Origin of the sequence: Stagnihabitans tardus, from assembly GCF_009925085.1 — a bacterium.
GTDB lineage: Bacteria > Pseudomonadota > Alphaproteobacteria > Rhodobacterales > Rhodobacteraceae > Stagnihabitans > Stagnihabitans tardus.
In genome coordinates this window covers 1-23,840 of sequence record NZ_JAABNR010000012.1, presented here as the reverse complement: position 1 = coordinate 23,840, position 23,840 = coordinate 1, and the positions used below count along the sequence as shown (strand labels likewise).

Here is a 23,840-nt window from a genome sequence, read left to right as displayed (position 1 = left end):
CTGCCATGGCCAAAGCGGCGTCCTTGACGGATGACGATGTGTTTACCCTGCGTTTGACCCGCAGCGCGCCCGATCTGTGGCCGATGCTCGAGGCGCTTTACGGCCGGCATCCCGATTACGACGGCTTCCGCGAGAAATTGCTGAGCGCTTTGAAAGCCGGTTGGACCAAGCGGCCTGCGGATCTGAAGCGGCTGGACCTGGCCCGCGACCTGGAGCCCGACTGGTTCCAGCGCCCCGACCGCGCGGGCTATGTCTTCTACATCGACCGCTTTGCGGGGACGCTGAAAGGGGTGCTCGACAAGCTCGATTACCTCGAAGACCTCGGCATCACCTATGTCCATTTCATGCCCTGCCTGAAGCCCCGCCCCGGTGACAGCGACGGCGGCTATTCGGTGATGGATTACCGGGCGATCAACCCCGATTACGGCTCGATGGAAGACTTCGAAGAGGTCACGGCGGCGCTGCGGGCGCGGGGGATCTCGGTCTGCATCGACCTGGTGTTGAACCACACCGCCAAGGAGCACGCCTGGGCGCAGAAGGCCGCCAAGGGGGATGCGACCTACCAGGATTACTACCTGATGTTCGACGACCCCGCCCTGCCCCGGGCCTATGAGCGGTCCTTGGTCGAGATCTTCCCCGACACCGCCCCCGGCAGTTTCACCGAATATCCGCATTTCGGCAAATGGGTCTGGACCACCTTCAACGAGCATCAGTGGGACCTGAACTGGGCCAACCCGCAGGTCTTCCTGGAAATCACCGAGATCATGCTCTTCCTCGCCAACAAGGGGGTCGAGGTCCTGCGGCTGGATGCCGTGGCCTTCATGTGGAAGCGGATGGGGACGCGGTGCCAGTCCGAGCCCGAGGTCCATATGCTCTTGCAGGCGCTGCGGGCCTGTTGCCGGATCGCCTGCCCCGCCGTCCTGCACCTGGAGGAGGCCATCGTGGCCCCTGCCGAGATGCTGCCCTACCTCGGGCGCGGAAAGCATGACGGCAAGGAAGGCAACCTCGCCTATCACAACTCGCTGATGGTGCAGTTCTGGGGGGCCTTGGCCACGCGGGATGCGCGGTTGATGCGGCATGTGCTGGGCACCCACTTCCCGGAACGGCTCACCAATGCGACCTATGCCACCTATATCCGCTGCCATGACGACATCGGCTGGGCGGTGACGGATGAGGATGCGGGCGCCCTGCACATGTCGGGGGGCGCGCATCGGGCCTTTCTCTCGAACTTCTATGAAGGGTCCTTCCCCGGCAGCTTCGCCAAGGGCGAGCTTTTCCAGGTCAACGAAGAGACCGGCGACAAGAGGATCAGCGGCTCCTTCGCCTCCTTGGCGGGGCTGGAGCGGGCCCAGGACCGGGGGGCCGAGCAACTGGCGGTGCAGCGCATCCTTCTGGGCCATGCGCTGATCGCGGGCTTTGGCGGCATCCCCTTGATCTATATGGGCGATGAACTCGCCATGCTGAACGACTATGGTTACCGCGACGTTCCCGAACATGCGCATGACAGCCGCTGGGTGCACCGGCCGAAGATGGACTGGCACCTCGCGCAGTTCCGCCATTCGGACGACGGCGCGGCGGGCCAGGTCTTCCGGGGCACCAAGCATATCCTGGCGCGGCGGAAGGCGGTCGAGGCGATCCATGCGGGCCATCCCCTGCGGATCGTCGATCCTGGCCAGTCGGGGGTCTTTGCCTTCGTGCGCCAGGCGCCGACCGGGGTGATGCTGGGTCTCTTCAACATGACCGAACATTGGCTGCACCTGCCCGAGACCTGGGCGCGGGCCCAGGGGGTGACGCGGATGCATGATGCGCTGTCGGACCATGCGGTCGAAGCCCATGACGGGCAGATCGCCCTGCCCCCCTATGCGCGGGTCTGGCTCTTGTAGCACAGGCAACGGCCGGGCGCCCAAAAGGCGCCTGGCGCCGCTTTCAGCTCTTGGGGCTTCGTGCGCCGAAAAGGGCGGAACCCACGCGGATATGGGTCGCCCCCATCGCCACGGCTGTCTCGAAATCGCTGCTCATTCCCATGGAAAGCTGGGGCAAGCCGTTGTCGGCGGCCAGCTTGGCCAGTTGTGCGAAATGCGGGACCGGGTCCTGGCCCTCGGGCGGGATGCACATCAGGCCCTGCGGGGAGAGGTCCATCGTCCGGCAAGAGGCGACGAAGGCACCAAGGTCTTGCGGCAGGATGCCGGCCTTCTGCGGCTCGGAGCCGGTGTTGACCTGGATGAAAAGGCCCGGGCTCTTGCCGCGCGCCTGGGCGAGGCTGGCGAGCTTTTGCGCCAGCGAGGGGCGGTCCAGCGACTGGATCACGTCGAAAAGCTCGACCGCCTGCTTGGCCTTGTTGGTCTGCAAGGGCCCGATCATGTGCAACTCCACCCCGGGGAAGTCGGCACGAAAGCCGGGCCATTTCGCCCCGGCCTCTTGCACATAGTTCTCACCGAAGACGCGCTGTCCTTCTGTCAGCACCTCGCGCACACGGGCATCGGGCTGGACCTTGGAGACGGCGACCAGGGTGACGGAGCCCGGGGCGCGGCCTGAGGCGGCTTCGGCCTGGGTCAAGCGGTGGCGGATCTCGGCAAGGGACATGGGCGGACCTTCTTTGTGACGGCGGACAGGTAACAACCTGGCGCGCGGAAAGAAAAGACCGGGATGCACAAAGACAGGACCGGGCAGCACAAAAAGAAAAGAGCGGGCTTTCGCCCGCTCTTCCCATTCAGATCCCGAAGGATCAGAACGACATCGTGATACCAGCGTCGTAGACGGTGGTGCCGTTGGCGTCAACCACGCCGGCCTTGACGGCAGCGCCGCCACCCAGGTCGTAGGACACGCCCAGACCGGTGTTGTCAGCGCCAGCGAAGTCGGTGTTCGACGCGGCGAAGGCGGTGATGGTCGCAGCGCCGGTCACATAGTCCAGCGAGACGGCGTAGGCGATGTCAGCGGCCGAGTCACGGTCAGCGACGCGAGCCTTGACGGTGGCCGCACCGAAGGTGGCCGAACCCAGCAGGTCGATTTGCGAGTCGGTGGCGGTGTCGGAGAAGCCGACGGCGACCGAGTAGGTGCCGGGGGCATACTTCACAGCGATCGACTTGGCTTCGTCAGCGGCGGTGACTTGGCCGATGCCGACCGAGACCGACAGAGCGCCCGAGGTGTAGTCGTAGCGAGCGGCGGTGGCGGTGCCACCAAGGAAGCCGATCTCTTGCTTGCCATCGGCAGCCGAGGCGCCGTAGCCAACGCCCGACACTTGGCCGACCAGGTTGTCAGCAGCGCCGCCAGCGACGTCGCCCATGGTCAGCTTGCCGAACGAGCCCGAAACGAAGACGGTCGAGTCGCCGTTGGCGGTTCCGCCCTGGCCCGACTGGTCAGCACGGATCGAAGCGCCGAACGACAGGCCGCCGTCGGTCGTGCCCGAACCGTCGAACTGGATGCGGACGCGCGACGAGAACTCGGTGTCGACGCCGTTGTTGATGATACCCATGCGGGCCGAGCCCGAAACCGCAACTTCAGCAGCAGCGACCGAAGCGGTCATGGCCAGGACGGTGGTCGCCAGAAGAATCTTTTTCATGTCTTTTCCCTCGTTGTCTTTTAGGGGTCGCCCAACTCAGGATGGTCCGAACTGGGTATGACCCTATTTCGCGCGGCACGGCCCGGATTGCAACGCATAGGGCCCACCCCGGAACGGAAGGCGAAATCTCTGGTGCAGCTTTGCCACAGTTCCGCCACAGACCCCCGGCCCGGCCAGCAAAACAAGGCGGAAATCCGGGGCGCGGATTGTCCAAAACGAGGAAACAGTCGGGATTTCCCGGGCTTTGTGGCGGAAAAGTGGCGGAAATCAGGCACAAGGGGGGCGGAAAGACGCCGGAATCGGGTGCCTCGATTCGGAATCGCCCCCGGGGCGCCCCGGGGTGAAAGCCCTTGGCAGGCTTTCAGGGCTGGGCTAGACACGGGCAGGTTGGAAGAGGCTCTCTCTATGTATACGCACGCGCGGGTGGCTATGGTTTTGGGTCTGGGCCTTTCGGTGCTCAGCGGCTGCGGGGTCTTGGGCACCTCGCCCGAGCGGCGCGCGGCCAATGTCGCGGCGAACGAGGCGCGGGCGGCGGCAGAGCCCCGGCGCTCCACCATCTGGGACCTGTTTTCCAAGAATACCGATGCCAATGTCACGGTGCGGGTGAACAAGTATATCTGGAACGCCAGCCTCGACGTGCTGGACTTCCTGCCCATCGAATCGGTCGATCCCTTCACCGGGGTGATCGTGACGGGCTATGGGCGGCCTCCGGGCGGGGGTCGGGCCTATCGCGCGACGATCTATGTGCAGGACCCGGCGCTGGATGCGCGGTCCTTGCGAGTGGCGCTTCAGGGTCAGGGCGGCGGGGCCGTGGCGCCCGAGACGGTCTCGGCCGTCGAGGATGCGATCCTGGCCCGGGCGCGCGAGATGCGGATCGCCGACAGCAAGTTGTGATTTTTGGGGTCTGGCGGCTTTGGACGCTGGACCTTTTCGCGCGCAAGGGTGTAATTCCGGCCTCGCAAGTAGGAGGCCAGCATGTCGCGCTATGAACCCGCCCTGATCGAACCGAAATGGCAAGCGGCCTGGGACGAGGCCCTGGCCTTCAAGGCCACGCGCGATGCGGCCAAGCCCAAGTATTACGTGCTTGAGATGTTCCCCTACCCGTCGGGGCGCATCCACATGGGCCATGTGCGCAACTATACGATGGGCGACGTGGTGGCGCGCTACAAGCAGGCGCAGGGGTTTTCCGTGCTGCATCCGATGGGCTGGGACGCTTTCGGCATGCCGGCCGAGAATGCCGCGATGGAGCGCGGCGGCCATCCCAAGGACTGGACCTATGGCAACATCGCCGACATGCGGGCGCAGATGAAGCCCCTGGGGCTCTCGATCGACTGGTCGCGCGAGCTTGCAACCTGTGACCCGGAGTATTACGGCCAGCAGCAGGCGATGTTCCTCGACATGATGGAGGCGGGGCTGGTCTACCGCAAGGCGGCGCAGGTCAACTGGGACCCGGTCGATATGACGGTTCTCGCCAATGAGCAGGTCATCGACGGCAAGGGCTGGCGGTCGGGCGCTGCGGTGGAGCGGCGGGAGCTCACGCAGTGGTTCTTCAAGATCTCCGACTATTCGGGCGAGCTTTTGGCGGCCTTGGACGGGCTGAAGGACTGGCCCGAGAAGGTGCGGCTGATGCAGGCCAACTGGATCGGCCAATCGACCGGCTTGCAGTTTGCCTTTGAGACGGTCGGGGCTCCTGCGGGCTTTGACCGGCTGGAGGTCTATACGACCCGTCCCGACACGCTGATGGGGGCCTCCTTCGCCGGGATCTCGCCGGACCATCCGCTGGCCAAGGCCCTGGCGGGGGATCCGGCCGTTGCGGAGTTCCTGGCGAAATGCCGCCTGGGCGGCACGACCGCCGAGGCTTTGGAGACCGCCGAGAAGATCGGCTTTGACACCGGCGTGCGGGTGAAGCACCCGCTGGACCCCTCCTGGGAGCTTCCGGTCTATATCGCCAACTTCATCCTGATGGATTACGGCACCGGGGCGATCTTCGGTTGCCCCGCCCACGACGCCCGCGACTTCGAATTCGCGACCAAGTATGGCATTGCGATCAAATCGGTCTTTGTTGCCGAAGGTCAAGCCGAGGCCCCCTTGACCGAGCCTTTCGTGCCGATGAAGTCGGAAAAGGTGCATTACATCCGCGGCTTCGCCGGGGAAGAGCTCCAGACCGGAGAGGCCGCGATTGCCGCAGCCGTTGCGGCAGCGGAGTCGAAAGGCTTCGGCAAGGGCGTCACCAACTACCGCCTGCGCGACTGGGGTGTCTCCCGCCAGCGCTATTGGGGCTGCCCGATCCCGGTCGTCCATTGCGAGACCTGCGGCGTCGTGCCCGAGAAGAAAGAGAACCTGCCGGTCGAGCTGCCCTATGACGTGACCTTCGACCGTCCGGGCAACCCCTTGGACCGCCACCCGACCTGGCGCGACTGCGCCTGCCCGAAGTGTGGCGCCCCGGCGAAACGTGAAACCGACACGATGGACACCTTCGTCGATTCGTCCTGGTATTACGCCCGCTTCACCGCTCCCCGCGCCACCACGCCCACCGTGGCGGATGAGGCCGATTACTGGATGAATGTCGACCAGTATATCGGCGGGATCGAACATGCGATCCTCCACCTCCTCTATTCCCGCTTCTTCGCCCGGGCGATGCAGAAGACCGGCCACCTGCCCCAGAAGGCCATCGAGCCCTTCAACGCTCTGTTTACCCAGGGCATGGTGACCCACGAGATCTACAAGACCACCGACGCCAATGGCCGCCCGGTCTATCACCTGCCCGAAGACATCATCCGCTCTGAAGAGGGCGCGACGCTGAAGGACGGCACCAAGGTCGAGGTCATCCCCTCGGCCAAGATGTCGAAATCCAAGAAGAATGTCGTCGACCCGATGAACATCATCGCCTCTTACGGCGCCGATACCGCCCGTTGGTTCGTCATGTCCGACAGCCCGCCCGAGCGGGATGTGGAATGGACGGCCAGCGGCGCCGATGCGGCCTACAAGCACCTCTCCCGCGTCTGGGCTCTGTGTTCGCGGATCGGCGAGATGCCCGCGGATCACAAGGGCGAGGGCGATGCCGACCTTCTGCGCGCGATGCACAAGGCGATTGCGGAAGTCACCCAGGGCATCGAGGGTTTCGCCTTCAACAAGGCCATCGCGAAGCTTTACGAGTTCACCAACACGATCTCGCGCGCCTCGGCCTCGACCTCCGTGATGAAAGAGGCGATCCGGACCTTGGCCAAGCTCATGTCCCCCATGACCCCGCATATCGCGGAATCGATCTGGGCCTATCAGGGCGGCGCGGGCCTCTGCGTCAAGGCGCCCTGGCCCGTGGTCGATCCGGCGATGCTGGTGGAAAGCTCGGTCACCCTGCCCATCCAGATCAACGGCAAGCGCCGGGCGGAAGTGACGGTTCCCGCCGATATGGCGCCTGCGGAAGTGGAAAAGCTGGTGCTGGCCCAGGAAGATGTGATCAAGTTCCTTGCCGGGCAGCCGGTGAAAAAGCTGATCGTCGTTCCGGGGCGCATCGTCAATGTGGTCGTCTAGACGCCTTTTCCTGCTGCTGGCGCTCGCCGGTTGCGGCTTCACCCCGGCCTATGGGGTGAAGTCTCCGGCCCGGGCTTTGCTGGGACAGGTCGAGGTCCAGGCGCCGAAGACCCGCGACGATTTCGACTTCGTCGCGGCGGTCGAGGCGCAGCTCGGTCGGGCCACGGCCCCGGCCTATGACCTGGCCTATACGGTGACCACGACGCAAAACGGCGTCGGCATCACGGTCGAGGGCGCAACGACGCGTTACACCGTGACGGGCAAGCTGGATTACACGCTGAGCAAGGACGGACAACGCGTCACCGGCGGCAGTGTCGAGAGCTTCACCGCCTATTCCGCCACGGGATCCACCGTCGCGGGCCTGACCGCCGAGGCCGATGCCCATCGCCGCCTGATGCAGGACCTGGCCGACCAGGTCGTCCGCCGCCTGGTCATGGCCCTGCCATGAAGCTGCAAGGCGCCGAGGCGCGGCGTTACCTCGCCAAGCCCGAGACCTCGCGCGCGGGCCTTGTCATCTTTGGCGAGGATGCGATGCGGGTGGCCATGAAGCGGGCCGAGGTCGTGGCGGCGCTGGCCGGTCCGGGCGCCGAGGCCGAGATGCGGCTGACGCGGCTCGCCGCCGCAGACCTGCGCAAGGATGGCGCGGCACTCTTGGATGCGGTCAAGGCGGTTGGCTTCTTCCCCGGCCCCCGCGTCGTCGTGGTGGAGGATGCGACCGACGGGCTTTCTTCCCTGATCGAGACCGCGCTGAAGGATTGGCGCCCGGGCGATGCCAATATCGTCGTGACGGCGGGGAACCTGACGGGGAAGTCGGCCCTGAAGACCATGGCCGAACGCCGCCCCGACACGATCTGCATCGGACTTTACGACGACCCTCCGACGCGCGAGGAGATCGCCGAAGAGCTCTCGCGGGCGGGCCTGACCCAGGTTCCCCCCGATGCACTTTCCGAACTTCAGACCCTGTCCAAGGTGCTGGAACCCGGCGATTTCCGCCAGACGCTTGAGAAAATCGCGCTTTACAAGTTCCGCGACCCTTCACCCCTGACCCCCGTCGAAATCGCGGCGCTGGCGCCCGCCACTGTCGAGACCGAGGCCGAAGAGCTCATCGACATCGTGGCCGAGGGGCAACTTGGCGCCATAGGCCCCCTGATGCGGCGGCTCGAGGCCCAGGGCGTCGCCCCGGTGACTTTGGCCATCGCGGCGCTGCGGCATTTCCAGACCCTGCACATGATGGCCACCCATCCCGAGGGCCCGGCCCAGGGCTTCGCCCAGGCGCGCGGCTTCTTCAAACGCCGTGACCGGATGATGAAACAGGCCGGGGCCTGGGGCACGCGGCAGACCGAAAAGGCGCTGTCGATCCTCGTTGAGACCGACCTGACCCTGCGGTCAACCTCCAAGGCGCCCCTGATGGCGGTGATGGAGCGCGCCCTGATCCGCATCGCGCGGAAAGAGCGCTAGCCCGCCGGGCAGCCCTTGATCTCGACCGGGGCGCCTGCGCCCAGCACGGTCACGGTCACGCCCGAACGGTCCAGCGCAAAGGGCGCGCCCTCGGGCGGGACCAGCTCGGCGCTGCTGACCAGCCTTCCGCCCTCGACCCTTGTGGAGGCCTGCGAGACCCAGATCCGCGGGTCATGGGTCTCGAAGATGACAAAGGGCTCGACCCCGGTCATCCCGATATCGGCGGTCAGCCGCAAGCCGTCGTCGATGGGCTCCACCGCGCAGGAGAGTTTCGCGCGGCCCTTCTCCGGCACCTCGGCCAGGGCCGCCTTGATCGCCCCATCCGGCGACCCCTGCCCCTGAAGCACCGCTTGAAATTCCAGGCGGGCGGGCATGCAGATGTCCTTGCAGATGCCAAGATCCATCGCCAGCCGCACCTCGACCGCGCCCTCGCCCTGGGGCATGATCTCGACCGGCAGGACCAGCCTTTCATTATAGCCCAAAGACACCATCCCATCCGAGGCGATGACCTCGGGCGCAGGCCAGTGGAAAGCCGCCCCGGCAATGTTCCCCGAACCCTGCCAGTCGAAGCTCGGCGGGATGCCGATCTCGCCCGGCGCGCGCCAATAGGTGTGCCAGCCCGGGGCCAGTTGCAGCTCGATGGCGGCCATGTAATGTCCGCCCTCCATCCTCCAGCCGGGCAGAAGCCTGGCCGAAAGCACATCGTCCTGGGTCACGGCCAGGGCGGGAGAGGCGAGGAAGATCAGGGCATAGCGCAACATTCCGCCAATCTAGGCGCAAGGCCCGCGCCGGGGAAGGGCCCGGCCTTCACTTTGCAGTGCTTGGGGCTTGAGCCCGGGGCGGTCCGGGGCCATCATAAGCGCATGGACCTGACCGGAAAGATGATCGTCGCCATGCCTGCGATGGGGGATCCGCGCTTTGACCGCGCCGTGATCCTGATTTGCGCCCATTCGGACGAGGGCGCCATGGGGCTGATCGTGAACAAGCCCCTGACGGATCTGAGTTTTTCCGACCTTCTGACCCAGCTGAAGATCGATGCCAATGACCGGCGCCGCGACATAAGCCTGCATTTCGGCGGCCCGGTCGAGCGCGGCCGGGGCTTTGTCCTGCATTCACCCGATTATCGCGGCGGGGCGACCACGACTCATGTGGGCCGCGCCTACGGCATGACGGCAACGCTGGATGTGCTGGAGGCCCTGGCGCGCGGGCGCGGCCCGGACCGCGCCATCCTGGCCCTGGGCTATACCGGATGGGGGCCGGGCCAGCTGGAATCCGAGATCGCCCGCAACGACTGGCTGACCGGAGAGGCCAGCGACGAGCTGGTCTTCGGCCCCGAGAACACCGCCAAATGGGCGGGGGCCTTGCGCGCCATGGGGATACCGCCCCTGTCGCTGTCTCCGACCTCTGGCCGCGCCTGATGCAGGCCCTGGTCATTGGCGCGGGCCCCTCGGGCCTGATGGCGGCAGAGGTCATGGGCCGCGCGGGCGTGCAGGTCGTGGTGGCCGAAGCCAAGCCCTCCCCGGCGCGCAAATTCCTGATGGCGGGGAAGTCGGGGCTGAACCTGACCAAGGTCGAAGAGGGCTTCTCGGCGGCCTATCGCTGCCCGGAGCTGGAGCCGATGATCGCAGAGTTTGGCCCCGAGCAGGTGATGGATTGGGCAAGGGGCCTGGGGCAAGAGGTCTTTGCGGGCTCCACGGGCAGGGTCTTTCCGGTGGCGATGAAGGGCTCGCCGCTGCTGCGGGCCTGGCTGGGGCGGCTCGGCGCCCTTGGGGTGACCTTGCGGACCCGTTGGCGTTGGGTGGGCATCGAGGGCGGCATGGTCTTCGACACGCCCGAGGGGCGGCAGGTTTTGCGCCCCAAGGTGACCGTGCTGGCCCTGGGGGGCGCGAGCTGGGCGCGGCTGGGGTCGGATGGGGCCTGGACGGGGCTCCTGAACGTGCCGCTGGCGCCGTTTCAGCCTGCGAATTTCGGGCTGAGGGTCGATTGGTCGCCCCATATGGCCCGCCATTTCGGCCAGGCCGTCAAGGGCGCGGCCCTGTGCCTTGGCGCCCGGCGTGAGCGGGGGGAGTTCGTCATCTCCGCCCGGGGGCTGGAGGGCGGCGGGCTCTACGCCATCTCCCGCGATATCCGGGAGGGGGCGCGGGTCACCCTGGACCTCTTCCCCGACCTTGCGCCGCTCGCGCTCGAGGCCCGCATCGCCCGGCTGCGCGCCGGGGAGACCCTGCCCAACCGCCTGCGCAAGCTGGGGCTTTCGGCGCCCTCTGCGGCCTTGGTGATGGAATGGGGGCGCGGGCTGCCCCTGGCCCAGGCGCTCAAGGCCCTGCCCCTGACCCACCAGGGCCCCAGGCCCTTGGACGAGGCGATCTCGGTGGCGGGCGGCATCAAATGGGAGGCGCTGGACGGGCTGCAACTGCGCGCCCTGCCCAGGGTCTTCGTCGCGGGTGAGATGGTGGATTGGGAGGCGCCGACGGGCGGCTACCTCTTGACCGCCTGCCTCGCCATGGGCCGCGCAGCCGGGCGTCAAGCCACTCCCTTGGCCATTTCCTGAAGCAGGGAGGGCTTGGCGGCCTCGATCAGCGCGTGATAGGCGGCGAGCTTCGCGTCGGTGAAATGCCCCTCTTCGGCCAGCAAATTCACCGTCCCCAGGACCGCGCCCTCGCCAAAGATCGGCACGTTGATGCAGGACCCAAGACCCAGCGAGGTGATCAGCGCATGGTCGAAGAAATACTTGGCGAACTCCGGCACGGTGTTGGCGACAAAGGTCTGGCGGCCTCCGATGCAGAAGTCATACCAGCCGTCGCGGGTCAGGGGCTTGGTGCCTGACACGGGATATTCCACCGGATGGGACGTATAGCTGCGCCGGGCGAGCCCCGCCGCCTCGTCCTGCACGGTCACGGTGAAAAGCTTTGTGCCCAGGGCGGCGCAACCCTCGTGAAGGCTTTGATAGATCGACATGGTCACCCCTTGGCGTGGCGGAACGGATAGAGCTTTCCGGTCATCGGGTTCCAGAACACCCCGACCGCGACCAGAAGGCAAGAGCCCAGCACCACGCGGGACGCCCAGAACCAGAGGTCGGGCGTCCCGGCAAGCACCAGCGCCAGGGCGACCGCGCCCCCCGGCGGATGGGTGGCCCGCAAGAGCCCCATGCAAGCCACGGCCAGCGCCGCCGCCAGGATGGCCGAGGCCACCACGGGCAGGCCCAAGGCCATCACCCCCAAGGCCACCAGCCCCGAGACCGCATTGCCCACGACCACCGTCCAGGGCTGGGCCAAGGGCGAGGCCGGGACTCCGAAAATCAAGACCGCCGAGGCGCCAAAGGGCGCAATCAGCCAGGGCTGCCCCCAAGGGTCACCCGCCACCAGCCCCATGCCGATCTGCGCCACGGTCAGGCCCAGCGCGAGACCCAGGGCCATCCGCGCTGCCTCCCAGGGACGCACGAAAGGCACCGGAGGCCCGAAGCCGCGCCAGTTCATGCCAGGATCTCCGTCCGCGCGGTCATGCCGCCTCGATCCTGCCCTGGCCGAAGACCTGCCAGCCGTCTTCGGCCTCCGGCAGGGCGGGCGGGGTCGTGCCAGGCTCCCAGACCATCAGAAGCAGGACCTCGGCCTGGGCGCCCTCACCCAAGGCCAGCCATTCCATGCCGAAGCCCTCCATCAGAAGACCCTCGGCGTAATAGGGGATCTCTTCGCCATCCATCATCTCGTCCTGGTCGTCCTGGACCTCCCATGTGTCGCCAGAGGCCCAGAGGACCTGGGCCTCGACATCGGGATGGCGGCGGATCAGGGCGGCGAGCGGGGTGATGGGGGCGGGAAGGGTCATGGGCAAGCTGTGGCGCGGTTGGGGCAAAAGGGCAAGAGGGGGAAAGGCCGTGCGGCTCTCCCCCTTTTGCAGGGGCGGGGGCCTCCCCATATCAGGGCAAAGGAGAAACCCATGCACATCATCCTCTTGCTGATCATCGGCGCCGCGGCGGGCTTTCTGGCCACGCGGATGATGAAGCTGAACACCGATATCCCCACGACCATCGTGATCGGGGTGGGCGGCGCGCTGATCGGCGGCTTCCTCCTGCGATTCCTGGCCGAGATCGCCTCCTGGGCGGCGGGATTCGTCGGCGCCCTCGCGGGGGCGCTGGTGCTGATCTGGCTGTGGAAGACCTATGTGAGGCGCTAAGGGGGCCAGCGCTGGGGCGGCAGGGCAAGACGACGGGCGCCCGGGAAAGGCGCGTCACCTAGGGTTAGACTGCGGCGTCGCGCTTGACCCGGGCGATGCCCCTTGGCAACGCCGCGCGGCCTTGCCATGGTCGGCCCATGCGCATCCTCTCGCTGATCCTTGCACTCCTGGCCCTGGCGGGGCTGGTCTGGCAGTTCCAGGTCAATGCGCTGAAGCCCGGCCTGGCGGCCCCGGGCATCCGGCTCTGGCTGATGGCGAAACACTTCACCCATGTCGCCAATGCGCTGGCCGCCCTGATGCTGATCCGCGCGGCCCTGGGCCGCACCGAACCCAACCTCGCCGCAAGCGCGGTGCTGGCCACGACCATGACCGGCCTCGTCTATGCCCACTTCATCGCCCCGCCCGAGCCCCTGCCCCTGCCGCATTGGTACCCGGATTTCCTGCTGCACCGCGCCGTGCCCATCGGCATGGCGGCCTGGTGGCTGGCCTTCGCGCCAAGGCCCCCGGCCTTCCGCCCCCTGCTCTGGGTCACGCCCGCCCTGGCCTATCTGCCCTATGCCACGGCGCGCGGCGCCCTGACCGGGATCTGGCCCTACAAATTCCTGAACCCGACGGTCCAGCCCCTGCCCGTCATCCTCTTGAACCTCGGCGCCGTGACCCTGGCCTTCCTGGCGATGACCCTGGTCATCCAGGGCCTGAGCCGCCTAGTCCGAAAGCCCCTCTTCCTCGAGGAGTGAGCGCCCCTCGCGGTCCTCGACCTCGATGACCCAAAGGTCGCGGTCGCGCCCCCGCTCGCGGGTCAGCACCGCATCGACCGTGGCCTCCTCCCCCTCGGCCAGAACCACCCAGACCCGCCGATCCGCCGCAAAATCAAACCTACGCTGCAAGGCCCGCGCCCGCCCATCCAGGGTCGAGACCTTGACGACCACCGCCCCCGCCGTCGCATCGCCCTTCTGGACGACGAAGACCGGGATCACCGCCAGCCGCAGCCGCGCGAGATAAGCCGCGACCCAAACGCCCGATGCCAGACGAGGCTCCATCGCCCGCGCCTCCCTTGCTTTCAATTTGGCTCAAGTATCCCGGGGGGTGATGAGCGATCAGAAATCCTCCAGTGGAGGATTTCCGCGAAGAACGCCCGGCCCGTGGCCGGGCCGGGAGGGGGCAGCGCCCCCGCGCGCAACCTCAGCCCTGGGGATTTCCGTCCTTGAAATCCAGGCCCATCTCGGAATAGCGCTCGGGCTCTTCCAGCCAATTGGGCCGCACTTTCACTTCCAGGAAGAGATGCACCTTGCGCCCCAGGAACTCCGAGATCTCCGCGCGGGACGCCGTGCCGACCGACTTGATCGTCTCGCCCTTGGCCCCAAGGACGATGCCCTTGTGACCATCGCGGGCGACATAGACGACCTGGTCGATCCGCGCCGAGCCATCGGGCTGGTCGACCCAGTTGATCGTCTCGACCGTCAGCTGATAGGGGATTTCCTCGTGCAGCCGCAGGGTCAGCTTTTCGCGGGTCATCTCGGCGGCAATCATGCGCATCGGCAGATCGGCCAGCTGATCCTCGGGATAGAACCAAGGGCCCGCCGGGACCTCTGCCGCCAGCCAGTCGCGCAGCTTTTCGACGCCGTAACCCTTTTCGGCCGAGATCATGAAGGTCTCGACGAAGGGAAAGGCCTCGTTGCACTTCTGCGCCAGGGCCAGGAGAACCTCGGCCTGGACCCGGTCGATCTTGTTGATCGCCAAGGCAATCCGCGCGCCCTGGGGAAAGCGTTCGCGCAGGGTGTCGATGATGGCCTGGCTGCCCTCGGTCAGCCCGCGATGCGCCTCGATCAGCATGACGATGACATCGGCATCCGCCGCCCCGCCCCAGGCCGCCGCCACCATGGACCGATCAAGCCGCCTGCGCGGCCGGAATATCCCGGGCGTATCGACGAAGACGATCTGGCTTTGCCCCGCCATGGCGACGCCGCGAATCCGGGTCCGCGTCGTCTGCACCTTGTGGGTGACGATCGAGACCTTGGCACCGACCATGCGGTTGAGCAGTGTCGACTTCCCCGCATTGGGCTCGCCGATCAGCGCCACGAACCCGGCCCGGGTGGCCCCTTCCGTCACTTCAGACATGCATCGTTCTCCTTTGGCCCCCCAGATAACCGCTTTTGCCCGCCGGAGCCATAGGCCTTGACCCTGCCAGGCGGCCAGGCCGGGACCAACTTCTCACAATTCAAACATATTTACCTCAATCTCTTGCCATTCTTGCCCGTGATAAGCGCCGGGACCGTCATTCCCAAAGGGCTCATCATGACCACCTATTCGTTCAGCACTCTGATCAACAACCAGCTGATCCCCTTCGATCCGCTGACAGACATCCTGCTTTTCGACAGCAGCATCCGCCCGGCCGAGCTTTTGATCAACGCCACGAGCCGGGGCGTGCAATTCTCGGTGGCGGGCAAGTCGATCGTGTTGTCCGATACCTCGCTGGACAGCCTGGGCGCGCGCACCGGATCGGGCATCCAGAACGTCCAGTTCCAGTCCACCGGCGTCCTGATCGTGGGCGAGGGGACGACGGCGCTGGATGGCAACCTTGCAAACCTCCTGACTGGCGGGCTCGGGGATGACGCCCTCGTCGGTCTGGGCGGTGACGATGTGCTGGACGGCGGCGCTGGGGCCGACCTGATGGTCGGCGGGCTGGGCAATGACACCTACAAGGTCGACAATGTCGGCGATATCGTCACCGAAGAGAACAGCACGACCACGGGCTCGGGCATCGACATCGTGCTTTCTTCGGTCAGCTACACGCTGGCGGCCTATGTCGAGAACATGACCCTGACCGGCGGCGCGGCGGTCAATGCCACCGGCAACACGCTGAACAACTTCCTGCGCGGCAATGCCGCCGCCAATGTGCTGGACGGCAAGCAGGGCGCCGACACGATGATCGGCGACGACGGCAACGACACCTATTACGTCGACAGCTCCTCCGACCGCGTGGTCGAGACCAACAGCAGCGCCACGCAGGTGGACACCGTGATCTCGACCGTCCACTTCGCGCTTGGCGCCAATATCGAGAACCTGACCCTGACGGGCTCGGTCGTGGGCCTGGGCAATTCGCGCGGCAATGCCATGACCGGCAGCAGCGGGTCGAACACGCTGAACGGCGGCTACGGCGCCGATACGCTCAGCGGCGGCGACGGCAACGACACCTTCATCGTCGACAATGCGGGCGATGCGGTGATCGAGACCTCGAACAGCCTGAGCCAGATCGACATGGTCGCCGCCTCGATCAGCTATACGCTGGGCGCCAACCTGGAAAACCTGCGGCTCCTGGGCTCGGGCAACATCAACGCCACCGGCAACGCGCTGGCCAATGTGCTTTACGCCAATGCGGGCAACAACATCATCGACGGCCTTGGCGGCACGGACACGGCCTCCTATGCCCAGGTCTCGCTGGCGACGCTGTCGACGACCAGCACGATCCAGACCATGACCGTGACGAGCTCGGTCGCGGGAGCAGGGGTGACGGTCGATCTGAACATCACCGGCTTCCAGGACACCCAAGGGTCGGGATTCGACAAGCTGGTGGGGATCGAGAACCTGACGGGCAGCCAGTTCAACGACGAACTGACCGGCAATTCGGGGGCCAATATCCTGGACGGCAACCTCGGCGCCGATGTGCTGATCGGGGGCAAGGGCAATGACACCTACCGCGTCGATGGCGCCGATGTGGTGGTCGAGGCCGCGGGCCTGGGCGAGGGGCTGGACACGGTCTATGCCAGCGTGTCCTACCGCCTGACGGCCAATGTCGAATACCTGATCCTGACCGATTCCGCCGTCAGCGGCATCGGCAACAACCTTGACAACCGCATCACCGGCAACAGCGGGTCGAACATCCTGGATGGCCGCGCCGGGGCCGACAAGATGGACGGAGGGTCGGGCAACGACACCTTCATCGTCGACAACCTGGGCGACGAGGTCACCGACAGCTCGGGCACGGCCGACATGGTCATGACCTATGTGAACTACTCTTTGGGTTCGACGATCGAACATCTGCGCCTGATGGGCATCAACGCGATGAACGGCACGGGCAACGTGCTGAACAACACGATCTGGGCCAATGTCGGCGACAACGTGATCGACGGCATGGGCGAGACCCTGGTTTCGGGCGTCAAGGGCGACACGCTGTCCTATGAATTCGGCGCCAGTGCCGGCATCACCGTCGACCTGGCCGTGACCGGCCCGCAATCGACCGGCGGCTCGGGCATCGACACGATCATCAATGTCGAAAACCTGATCGGCAGCTATTACGACGACATCCTGGGCGGCAGCGACACCAACAACGTGCTGGACGGCCTGGCCGGGGTGGACACGATCTCTTATGTCTCGGCGCTGACCGATGTGACCGTGGACCTGAACACGGAAGTGGCCACGACCGGCGGCTCCACCGACCAGGTGCGCAACTTCGAAAACGTGCTGGGCAGCGCCTTTGACGACCTGATGGTCGGCACCCTGGGCGACAATGTCTTCGACGGCGGCGCCTCGGGCAGCGACACGGTGTCTTACCGCAACGTGCTGGAGTTCGAAGGCGGGGTCGAGGCCAGCCTCGCGGTCGCGGGGCCGCAGAACACGCAAGCCTCGGGCTTCGACACCTTCCTGAACATCGACAACCTCGAAGGCTCGGTCAACGACGACAAGCTGACGGGCAGCATCGAGGCCAACCGTCTGGACGGCAGCGCGGGCCAGGACAGCCTTTACGGCATGAATGGCGACGATTCGCTGACGGGCGGGATCGGCGACGACCTGGTGGACGGCGGGCGCGGCAGCGACTGGGCGCTGTTCCTCGGCGCCCAGGATGCCAAGGTCGATCTGAACAAGACGGCGGCGCAGGACACGGGCTACGGGCTGGACAAGCTGGTGGCCATCGAGAATGTCGGCACCGGCGATGGCGACGACCAGATCACCGGCGATGGCGCCAACAACAAGCTGAGCGCGGGCTTCGGCCTGGACACGATCATCGGCGGCGCGGGCGACGATGCGCTGAACGGCGGGGCCGGGGCGGACCGGCTGACCGGGGGCACGGGAGCGGATTCCTTCGTCTTCGACACGGCCTTTGCCGCCGACAACGTGGACCGCATCACCGACTTTGCCGCCGTGGACGACCTCTTCCAGCTGTCGAGCGAGGTCTTCGAGACGATTGCGGTCGGCATGCTGAAGGCGGCGGACTTCCAGGCCAATGCCAATGGCGTGGCCGTGGATGCCAGCGACCGCATCCTCTACGAGACCTCGACCGGCAATCTCTACTACGATGCCGATGGCACGGGGGCGGCGGCAGCGGTGCAATTCGCCGTGATCACGCCGAACCTGGTTCTGACGGCGGCGGATTTCCAGATCATCTGACCTGGCCCTTGACCGGAAAGGACCCGGACCCCGAAAGGGGCCCGGGTCTTGTCATGTCCGGGTCGCGTTCGGCCAGGTACAGCGACAGAAGCTGGGTCTGCGAGGAAATCCCCAGCTTGCGATAGACATTGCGGCGATGGACCTTGACCGTCCCCGTCGTGATCCCCAGCCGCAGCGCGATGCTTTCCGAGGAATGGCCCTGCAGCACCAGTTCGACGATGGCGGCCTCGCGCTCGGTCAGGTTCAGCCGCGCCCAGGGGCCCGGCGCCGGGGCCCGCGCCCCAAAGCGCGCCGCGACGCCCCCCCAGTAAAGCCGCACCAGGTCAGAGACCAGCGCCTCGGCCTGGTGCAGGGGCGCCATCTCGGCCTCGGAAAACCCCCCGCTCGCCTCGCGCCGCATCAAGGACAGGACCAGCGTCGCCCCCTCGACCGGCACGAAGAAGCCCACCTCTTCGGCCAGGCCCGTCTGGACGTAATAGGTCCGGTGGTATTCGCTGGAGTAAAAGCGGTCCGGCGCCAGGTCGCGCATCCGGTAAAGCCCCGCCCGCCGCTCGCGCGCATGGCGGCAGAAAGGGTCCAGGAGGTAGGGGCCCGCCTGGTAGAGCGCGACGAAGACATGGTAATCGGCGGGCGAAAAGGTGCTGAAGAGGTCCAGCGGCCGGTCGGCCTGGTGATAGGCAAAGACCACGACCTCATCGACATGGACCAAGGCTCGGACAAGCCGCAGAAAGACCCTGCCCATGGTTTCATCGGGCAAGGCGGTCCGGCCCAGGGTCTCGCGGAAGGCGGTGAAGAGGTCGGGCAAGGCGGACATGCCTATATCCTTGGCAAAGCGGTTGGCGGCAGAGGGCGGGTCAGGGCGATATATACCTTCCATGGCCGCTTTTGGCGCGAAATACCACTTTTGGGGTATAGGCGCGCCCGGGGCTTTGCCTGACCCTTGTCCCAAGACCCCGAAACGGGGCGCAGGGGGATGAATGTGACCGCGACTGACCTGGAATTCCGGCAGCTGACCAAGCGCTATGGCGATGTCACCGCCGTGCAGGGCATCGACCTGGCCGTGCCCCAGGGCGCTTTCCTCGCCATCCTCGGGCCCTCGGGCTGCGGCAAGACGACCTGCCTGCGGATGATCGGCGGCTTCGAACAGCCCTCCGAGGGCCAGGTCCTGATCGCGGGCCAGGTGGTGAACGGCATCCCCGCCTATCACCGTCCGGTCAACATGGTCTTCCAGCATTACGCGCTGTTTCCCCACATGAACGTGGCCGAAAACGTGGGCTACGGCCTGCGCCAACTTCGCCCCCGCCTGCCCGCCGCCGAGATCGACCGCCGCGTGGCCGAGGCCTTGGAGATGGTCCGCCTCGGCGCCTTTGCCAAGCGCCGCGCGCATGAGATGTCGGGCGGCCAGCAGCAGCGCGTGGCCCTCGCCCGCGCCATCGTGAACCGCCCCAAGGTGCTCCTCCTGGACGAGCCCCTGGCCGCCTTGGACAAGAAGCTGCGCGGCGAGATGCAGCTGGAACTCCTGACCCTGCAGCGCGAGCTGGGGATCACCTTCGTGCTGGTGACCCATGACCAGGAAGAGGCCCTGTCGATGGCCGACCTCGTCTGTGTCATGAGCGCGGGGAAGATCCGCCAGCTTGGCGCCCCGCAAGCGGTCTATGACCGCCCCGCCGACCTTTTCGTGGCCGATTTCGTGGGCAAGATGAACCGGTTCGAGGTTACGGGCCGGGACGGCGTCCTGCGCCTTGCCGATGGCAGCGCCCTGCCCGGGCCCCCGACCAACGGCCCCGCCATCGCCGCCCTGCGCCCCGAGGCCATCCGCCTCTCCCGCATGGGTGAGGGCCTGCGGGGAACCGTCACCCACCGCATCTTCCTCGGAGCCTCGGCCGAATATGCCGTCGAGCTGCCCGGCCTCGGCCCGGTCCTCGTGACCACCGACCGCAGCACCTCGGAGCTGATCGAGCCGGGCGAGGCCGTGACGCTGAGCTACGATCCCGCCGCCGTGCTGGTCTTTCCCCGATAACCGACAACAGAGAGGGCCGTTCCATGACCAAGAACCTGAAAGACACCAAGATCACGCCGCAAGAGTTCATGCAGCAGTTCATGCGTTGGAAACGCGGCTCGATCTCGCGCCGCCATTTCATGGGGGTGACGGGGCTTGGCCTCGCGGCCTCGGTCCTGGGCCAGCGCAGCTTTGCGCAGGACCTTGGGTCACAGATGGCGATTGCGACCTGGCCCAACTACCACGACCCCGCGACCTTCGAGGCCTTTACGGCGGCCACCGGCGTCGCGGTCGAGGTCAATGTCTTTGGCTCGAACGAAGAGATGCTGGCCAAGCTGCAGGCGGGCGGCGCAGGCTGGTCGCTCTTCGTGCCGACCAACTACACGATCTCGACCTATGTGGGCCTGGGCCTCATCGACCCGCTCGACATGGCCGCGCTTGGCAATTTCGACAACGCCAGCCAGAACCAGCGCTTCACCCATGAGGGGATGGTCGATGGCAAGACCTATGCCCTGCCGAAGAACTGGGGCACCACGGGCTTTGCGGTGAACACGGCCGAGCTGAAGACCCCGGTCACCTCCTGGAAGGACTTCTTCGCCCTGGCCATGACCGAGGCCGATGGCCGCGCCATGGTCCATGACTATCAGCTGACCACGATCGGATCGGCCCTGGTGGCGCTTGGGCTCGACTTCAACTCCGTGGCGCCCGAGGACCTGGCCCAGGCCGAGAAGCTCCTCCTGGAGGTCAAGCCGCATCTCTTTGCGATCAACTCGGACTACCAGCCCTCGATGCGCTCTACCGATGCCTGGATGACGATGTGCTGGACCAATGACGGCGCCCAGCTGAACCGCGACATGCCCGAGATCGCCTATATCCTTGGCAAGGATGGCGGAGAGCTGTGGACCGACTTCTACGCCATCCCCTCCTCGGCACCGAACAAGCCTGCGGGCTATGCGCTTCTGAACTTCCTGATGGACCCGGCCAACGCGGCCAAGGAGCACATCGCCAACGGCGCCCCCACGACCGATGCCCGTGTGATGTCGCTTCTCCCGCCCGAGATCGTGTCCAACAAGATCGTCTATCCCGATGACGCCGCCCTGACCGCGCTGGAGTTCGGCGCGGCCGCCACCCTCACCGACCCGGGCCGGGCCGAGCTGATGGCGCGGTTCAAATCGGCATGATGACGCGCAGGCACTGGGTCACGGCGGGGCTTCTTGCCCCCGCCGGGCTCTGGCTCTTCTTCTTCCTCGTCCTGCCCTTCCTCGCGATCCTGGTCTTTTCGCTGGGAGAGCGGGCAGAAGCCGGCGGCTATCAGCCCGCCCTGACCCTGGCCAATTACCTGAACCTGCCCGCAAGGGCGGCGGCCTTCTGGAACACGCTGATCCTGGCCCCCGCCGGGGCGCTGGCCTGCCTGGTCATCGCCTATCCCGCCGCCTGGTTCCTGGCGCTGCGGGTCTCCGAGAAGCGGCGGCTTTTGCTGGTCTCGCTGATCATCGTGCCCTTCTGGACCTCGATGCTGGTGCGGACCTATGCCTGGATGTATCTCCTCGGCGCGCGGGGCTTGCCGCAGCTGGCCGAAGTCATCGGGATCGAGGGGCTGAGGCTGATCAACACCCCCGGCGCCGTGCTTTTGGGCATCGTCTATGGCTATCTGCCGCTGATGATCATGCCGATCTATGTCAGCCTTGAGAAACTTGACCGCCGCCTGCTCGAGGCTTCCGCCGACCTTGGCGCAAGGCCCGTCAGCACCTTCCTGACCGTCACCCTGCCCCTGTCCTTGCCGGGGGTGATGACGGGGCTGGCCCTGGTCTCGATCCTGCTTCTGGGCGAATACCTGATCCCGCAGATGCTGGGAGGCGGCAAGGTCTATTTCATCGGCAATGCGCTGGTCGACCTCTTTCTGCAATCGCGCAACTGGCCCTTTGGCTCGGCCATCGCGGTCAGCCTGGTGGTTGCCGTGGTCATCGTGCTGGGCCTTGCCATGCGGATCGCCTGGAAGGTCGCGGGCACCCGGCAGATGGATCTCATGTGATGCGCGCCTTCCTGACCGCCGTTTACCTTTTCCTTTACGCGCCCATCGTGCTGGTCGTGGTCTTCTCCTTCAACGCGGGGAAAAGCGCCAACCAGATGACCGGGTTTTCGCTGCAATGGTATGGCAAGGCCCTGGGCAATGTCTTCCTGACCCAAGCCCTGACGACCTCGCTGATCGTGGCGCTGGCCTCGGCAAGCCTCGCGGCCGTCTTCGGCACCATGGCGGCGCTCGCGCGGGAGCGCCTGGGGCCAAGGCTGCGGATGGTCTTCGATGCGCTGATGGCCGCGGCCATCGTCGTGCCGGGCGTGGTCATCGGCATTGCGACCCTGGTGGCCCTGGCAGGCCTTTTCTCGGTGCTGGAGGGCATCGGGCTGCGCCTGCAGATGGGATACGGCTCGCTGATCGCCGCCCATGGGCTCTTTTCCCTCGCGCTCGTCGCCATGATCGTCAAGGCGCGGATTGCGACCCTCTCGCGCGACATCGTCGAGGCCTCTTACGACCTCGGCGCGCCGCCCCTGGCGACCTTCTTCCAGGTCGTGCTGCCGCAGCTGAGGCCCTCGATCCTTGCGGGCTTCCTCATGGCCTTCACCTTCTCGTTTGACGATTTCATCATCGCCTTCTTCGTCGCGGGGTCCAAGACCACCCTGCCCATGTATGTCTTCGCCTCGATCCGTCGCGGCGTGACGCCGGAAATCAATGCCGTGGCCACGATGGTCCTTGTGGCCTCGTTGCTGCTGATCGCCCTGGCCCGGGTCCTGATGCGGGAAAGGAAGCCCCATGCTGCTTGAAGGTAAGGTCGCCATCGTCACCGGGGCGGGCTCTGGCATCGGAGAGGCCGGCGCCGCCGCCATGGCGCGCGAGGGCGCCCGGGTCGTGGTCCTGGACCGCGATCTCGACCGGGCGCGGGTCTCCGCCGAGAAGATGGGCGCCGAGGCCATGGGCGTCGATGTCTCCGACGATGCCGCGCTGACTTCGGCCATCGCGGAGGTCGTCGCGCGCCATGGCCGCATCGACATCCTGCACAACCACGCGGGCATCCAGGTGGAGGGCGACCTGGAGCAGGTCTCACCCCAGGGCTTCGATGCCTCCTGGGCGGTGAATGTGCGGGCGGCCTTCATCGCCTCGCGCGCGGTGGTGCCGGTGATGAAGCGCCAAGGCGGGGGGGTGATCCTGAACACCTCCTCCTCCTCGGGCGTGCAATATGACCGCGAGATGATCGCCTATGCGACGACGAAACACGCCGTGATCGCCATGACGCGGCAGATGGCGGGGGATTACGCGCGCCACGGCATCCGCGTGAATGCCCTTTGCCCGGGTTGGGTGGATACCCCCTTCAACGCGCCCTTCATGGCGCAGATGGGCGGCCGCGCGGCCCTTGAGACCTATGTGGCCGAGAAGGTCCCCATGGGCCGCTGGGCCAGCCTTGAGGAGATGGCCGAGCCGATCCTCTTCCTCGTCTCGGAGAGGTCGTCTTACATGACCGGGCAGATCCTGGTGGTGGATGGCGGGGAAAGCGTGGCCTGAAGCAGGTCGCGCAAAAGTGGGCACCGGTTTTGCGCAAAAAGACCTGCGGGAAAACGTCCTAGGTTCAGGACTCATTGAGTTTCAGAGCCAGAAGATGACAGTTGCGGCGAGTGCGATGGCCGAGAGGTAGACCTTGGGACATCTGTCGTAGCGGGTTGCGATCCTGCGCCAGTCCTTGAGGCGGC

The 23,840-nt window shown here is 66.2% G+C and carries 24 protein-coding genes and 1 pseudogene; 15 read left to right on the top strand and 10 right to left on the bottom strand.

The annotated features are described in order from the left end of the window. Positions 1-5 precede the first annotated feature (5 nt). Entirely contained in the window at positions 6-1,883 is a 1,878-nt protein-coding gene (locus GV832_RS13425) for an amylosucrase (protein WP_168775399.1), read from the top strand. Between the two features lie 43 nt (positions 1,884-1,926). Here GV832_RS13425 and GV832_RS13420 read toward each other — a convergent pair whose 3' ends face one another. Then, entirely contained in the window at positions 1,927-2,583 is a 657-nt protein-coding gene (locus GV832_RS13420; RefSeq protein ID WP_168775398.1) for a YggS family pyridoxal phosphate-dependent enzyme, read from the bottom strand. Between the two features lie 142 nt (positions 2,584-2,725). After that, a complete protein-coding gene (locus tag GV832_RS13415; RefSeq protein ID WP_168775397.1) occupies positions 2,726-3,559 on the bottom strand; it encodes a porin in 834 nt (277 codons plus the stop codon). Between the two features lie 405 nt (positions 3,560-3,964). On the opposite strand from GV832_RS13415, the gene GV832_RS13410 reads away from it, so the two are divergent. The 4 genes from GV832_RS13410 (at position 3,965) to holA (ending at position 8,548) form a co-directional block, all read left to right on the top strand. After that, a complete protein-coding gene (locus GV832_RS13410) occupies positions 3,965-4,453 on the top strand; it encodes a DUF3576 domain-containing protein (protein WP_168775396.1) in 489 nt (162 codons plus the stop codon). A gap of 81 nt (positions 4,454-4,534) precedes the next feature. After that, a complete protein-coding gene (leuS, locus tag GV832_RS13405; RefSeq protein ID WP_168775395.1) occupies positions 4,535-7,090 on the top strand; it encodes a leucine--tRNA ligase in 2,556 nt (851 codons plus the stop codon). After that, positions 7,077-7,538 (top strand): LPS assembly lipoprotein LptE, encoded by a 462-nt coding sequence (lptE, locus tag GV832_RS13400; RefSeq protein WP_168775394.1) that lies wholly within the window; start codon positions 7,077-7,079, stop codon positions 7,536-7,538. The genes leuS and lptE overlap by 14 nt, the downstream gene beginning before the upstream one ends. Next, on the top strand, positions 7,535-8,548 hold the full coding sequence (gene holA, locus GV832_RS13395; RefSeq protein ID WP_168775393.1) for a DNA polymerase III subunit delta: 1,014 nt from the start codon (positions 7,535-7,537) through the stop codon (positions 8,546-8,548). The genes lptE and holA overlap by 4 nt, the downstream gene beginning before the upstream one ends. Here the strand turns inward: holA and GV832_RS13390 are convergent. Continuing rightward, positions 8,545-9,309: a protein-disulfide reductase DsbD domain-containing protein gene (locus GV832_RS13390; protein ID WP_168775392.1), complete on the bottom strand. Its 765-nt coding sequence runs from the start codon at positions 9,307-9,309 to the stop codon at positions 8,545-8,547. The genes holA and GV832_RS13390 overlap by 4 nt on opposite strands. Positions 9,310-9,411: 102 nt before the next feature. On the opposite strand from GV832_RS13390, the gene GV832_RS13385 reads away from it, so the two are divergent. After that, positions 9,412-9,966, top strand: a complete 555-nt coding sequence (locus GV832_RS13385) for a YqgE/AlgH family protein (RefSeq protein ID WP_168775391.1) — start codon at positions 9,412-9,414, stop codon at positions 9,964-9,966. Next, a complete protein-coding gene (locus GV832_RS13380) occupies positions 9,966-11,096 on the top strand; it encodes a TIGR03862 family flavoprotein (protein ID WP_168775390.1) in 1,131 nt (376 codons plus the stop codon). The genes GV832_RS13385 and GV832_RS13380 overlap by 1 nt, the downstream gene beginning before the upstream one ends. On the opposite strand, the gene GV832_RS13375 is transcribed toward GV832_RS13380, so the two are convergent. From GV832_RS13375 to GV832_RS13365, 3 genes are read right to left on the bottom strand one after another with little or no spacing between them, the layout of a single operon-like run. After that, on the bottom strand, positions 11,069-11,503 hold the full coding sequence (locus GV832_RS13375) for a GAF domain-containing protein (RefSeq protein WP_168775389.1): 435 nt from the start codon (positions 11,501-11,503) through the stop codon (positions 11,069-11,071). The genes GV832_RS13380 and GV832_RS13375 overlap by 28 nt on opposite strands. A gap of 2 nt (positions 11,504-11,505) precedes the next feature. After that, positions 11,506-12,021: an HPP family protein gene (locus GV832_RS13370; RefSeq protein ID WP_168775388.1), complete on the bottom strand. Its 516-nt coding sequence runs from the start codon at positions 12,019-12,021 to the stop codon at positions 11,506-11,508. A 22-nt stretch (positions 12,022-12,043) separates the two neighbouring features. After that, entirely contained in the window at positions 12,044-12,367 is a 324-nt protein-coding gene (locus GV832_RS13365) for a hypothetical protein (protein WP_168775387.1), read from the bottom strand. Between the two features lie 111 nt (positions 12,368-12,478). Between GV832_RS13365 and GV832_RS13360 the strand changes: the two genes are divergently transcribed. Both GV832_RS13360 and GV832_RS13355 read left to right on the top strand, forming a co-directional pair. Beyond that, on the top strand, positions 12,479-12,715 hold the full coding sequence (locus GV832_RS13360) for a GlsB/YeaQ/YmgE family stress response membrane protein (RefSeq protein ID WP_168775386.1): 237 nt from the start codon (positions 12,479-12,481) through the stop codon (positions 12,713-12,715). A gap of 137 nt (positions 12,716-12,852) precedes the next feature. Beyond that, entirely contained in the window at positions 12,853-13,452 is a 600-nt protein-coding gene (locus GV832_RS13355; RefSeq protein WP_168775385.1) for a Pr6Pr family membrane protein, read from the top strand. On the opposite strand, the gene GV832_RS13350 is transcribed toward GV832_RS13355, so the two are convergent. Beyond that, entirely contained in the window at positions 13,420-13,755 is a 336-nt protein-coding gene (locus GV832_RS13350) for a DUF1491 family protein (RefSeq protein WP_168775384.1), read from the bottom strand. The two genes, GV832_RS13355 and GV832_RS13350, sit on opposite strands and share 33 nt — an antisense overlap. A 142-nt stretch (positions 13,756-13,897) precedes the next feature. Further along, positions 13,898-14,833, bottom strand: coding sequence for a GTPase Era (gene era, locus GV832_RS13345; RefSeq protein ID WP_168775383.1), 936 nt, complete (start codon positions 14,831-14,833; stop codon positions 13,898-13,900). A 177-nt stretch (positions 14,834-15,010) separates the two neighbouring features. Between era and GV832_RS13340 the strand changes: the two genes are divergently transcribed. Continuing rightward, positions 15,011-18,100 (top strand): beta strand repeat-containing protein, encoded by a 3,090-nt coding sequence (locus GV832_RS13340; RefSeq protein ID WP_168775382.1) that lies wholly within the window; start codon positions 15,011-15,013, stop codon positions 18,098-18,100. Here GV832_RS13340 and GV832_RS13335 read toward each other — a convergent pair. Continuing rightward, positions 18,093-18,914 (bottom strand): helix-turn-helix transcriptional regulator, encoded by an 822-nt coding sequence (locus GV832_RS13335; protein WP_168775381.1) that lies wholly within the window; start codon positions 18,912-18,914, stop codon positions 18,093-18,095. The two genes, GV832_RS13340 and GV832_RS13335, sit on opposite strands and share 8 nt — an antisense overlap. 159 nt (positions 18,915-19,073) lie before the next feature. Here GV832_RS13335 and GV832_RS13330 point away from each other — a divergent pair, with 159 nt between their 5' ends. From GV832_RS13330 to GV832_RS13310, 5 genes are read left to right on the top strand one after another with little or no spacing between them, the layout of a single operon-like run. Continuing rightward, on the top strand, positions 19,074-20,120 hold the full coding sequence (locus GV832_RS13330) for an ABC transporter ATP-binding protein (RefSeq protein WP_168775380.1): 1,047 nt from the start codon (positions 19,074-19,076) through the stop codon (positions 20,118-20,120). A 23-nt stretch (positions 20,121-20,143) separates the two neighbouring features. Next, positions 20,144-21,280, top strand: coding sequence for a polyamine ABC transporter substrate-binding protein (locus GV832_RS13325; protein WP_168775379.1), 1,137 nt, complete (start codon positions 20,144-20,146; stop codon positions 21,278-21,280). After that, positions 21,277-22,131, top strand: a complete 855-nt coding sequence (locus GV832_RS13320) for an ABC transporter permease (protein ID WP_168775378.1) — start codon at positions 21,277-21,279, stop codon at positions 22,129-22,131. The genes GV832_RS13325 and GV832_RS13320 overlap by 4 nt, the downstream gene beginning before the upstream one ends. Continuing rightward, positions 22,131-22,919, top strand: coding sequence for an ABC transporter permease (locus tag GV832_RS13315; RefSeq protein ID WP_168775377.1), 789 nt, complete (start codon positions 22,131-22,133; stop codon positions 22,917-22,919). The genes GV832_RS13320 and GV832_RS13315 overlap by 1 nt, the downstream gene beginning before the upstream one ends. Then, positions 22,909-23,655, top strand: coding sequence for an SDR family NAD(P)-dependent oxidoreductase (locus GV832_RS13310; RefSeq protein WP_168775376.1), 747 nt, complete (start codon positions 22,909-22,911; stop codon positions 23,653-23,655). Before GV832_RS13315 ends, GV832_RS13310 begins: the two co-directional genes overlap by 11 nt. 81 nt (positions 23,656-23,736) lie before the next feature. Here GV832_RS13310 and GV832_RS13305 read toward each other — a convergent pair. After that, positions 23,737-23,840: pseudogene (locus tag GV832_RS13305) on the bottom strand (IS5/IS1182 family transposase); the annotation flags it as partial.